This window comes from Acinetobacter sp. YH16038, from assembly GCF_013417275.1.
GTDB lineage: Bacteria > Pseudomonadota > Gammaproteobacteria > Pseudomonadales > Moraxellaceae > Acinetobacter.
The window spans coordinates 1-1,477 of record NZ_VPEG01000149.1 but is presented as its reverse complement, the minus strand read 5'-3'; the positions used below and the strand labels follow the sequence as shown (position 1 = coordinate 1,477).

At 34.7% G+C, this 1,477-nt stretch carries 2 protein-coding genes; one reads left to right on the top strand and one right to left on the bottom strand.

Going from position 1 to position 1,477, the window contains the following annotated elements:
* The first annotated feature begins 113 nt into the window (after positions 1-113).
* Positions 114-833, top strand: coding sequence for a phytanoyl-CoA dioxygenase family protein (locus tag FTV34_RS17435; RefSeq protein ID WP_087554354.1), 720 nt, complete (start codon positions 114-116; stop codon positions 831-833).
* 173 nt (positions 834-1,006) lie between these two features.
* Here FTV34_RS17435 and FTV34_RS17430 read toward each other — a convergent pair.
* A partial coding sequence (locus tag FTV34_RS17430; protein ID WP_179991815.1) for a flavodoxin family protein occupies positions 1,007-1,477 on the bottom strand: 471 nt, incomplete at its 5' end.

Sequence of the window (1,477 nt, the reverse complement as noted above, 5' to 3'; positions counted from 1 at the left end):
CATACTGCATATAATGGCTCGATTTGGGTGTTGGAAGATGGAAAAAATGCTGGTTTATTAAGGCTATTGCCTAAGTAGAGCTGATTGAATCTTAGGGATTGGAAATTTTTAAAATGAATCATAATGGAGCCGATTTGGATCAAATAAAGTTAAAACAAATTAAAACTGACTTAAGTGTTGATGGAATTGTTAAGCTATCTCAGTTTATTGATAAAAAAGAAGTAAATTTAATCAAAGAGAGTTTGGTTGAAGAACTGAAACGTTTAAAAATTTATGAAAATAATAAAATAATCTCTAAAGAATTGAAAAAATTGAGTCATTTTCAACAGATTGTCATGTTGTCCAGAACAGTTAAACAGCCAAAAACTTTAGAAAAATATTCAGATATTTTGGGTGAAGTTGTATTCAAAATTTTTGCTAAAAAGTTTTACTCTGATCAGAAACAGCAACTTCTACTGACATTACCTCAACAGGAAAAATGGACACTGAATGATTTAAAATGGCATGTCGATTCACATTCAACAGCTTTTGAGTCACTGCAATTTTTTTTAATCATTGATGATATTCAACCTCATGGTGGTGGAACTCTAGTTTTGAAAGGTTCACATCATTTAACTGAACGATCTTCTTCAAGTCAGCTGAATCATTTATTGAGTACGAAAATATTAAATCAGCCTTTTGATTTTCAGAATAAAAAATTAGAGATCATTGAATTAACTGGCGTACAAGGGGATGTGTATTTAATGGATATGAGGGTTATTCATTCTCCAGCGATAAATGCTGCAAAAAAGATAAGAATGATGGCAACGTATAGATATTTTCAGAATTTGTAAGATAAATAAAGAAAACCCATCATCCTGACAGGATCTTCTTCATAAGAGATATTCCTAATCCATGCTGACATTCACATAGAAAAGAAACTATTGATAACACCTAATGTTTTTAATGTAGTAATGCCCGAGATTAAAAAACATATGGAAATTAAAGACTAGACTCTTTCATTTGATCATGTTCCTTGATATGCATTTAAGCGAAATGCAAAGTTTTGTCCAAATAACTGAGCGGTTTTAATATCGCCAATATCAAAAGCATCTGCCGCACTGGCATGTTCGGCTTGTGCCATAAGACCAGACCATGAGCCGAGACGATTGGCTGCTTGCGTATACGGAACACCTTGATGTTGCTCAGGTAAAATAGGGTTGCCGACCCATACCATACCGTGTTGCATCGAAAAGGTGAAAAGCGAAATCAGGGTCGATTGCTTATCCCCAGCAGGTAATGAGGAAACAGTAAATCCTGCGGCTAATTTTCCTTTAAAAGCCTGCTTCTTCCATAATGGACCTGTGGCATCCATGAGTTGTTTAAAAGTGCCAGAGACACCACCGAGATAGGTTGGAGTACCCCAAATTAGTCCATCATATTGACAGAGTAATTCAGGTTGAGACATCAACTGTTCAGCGGTGAATAAATCAATTTT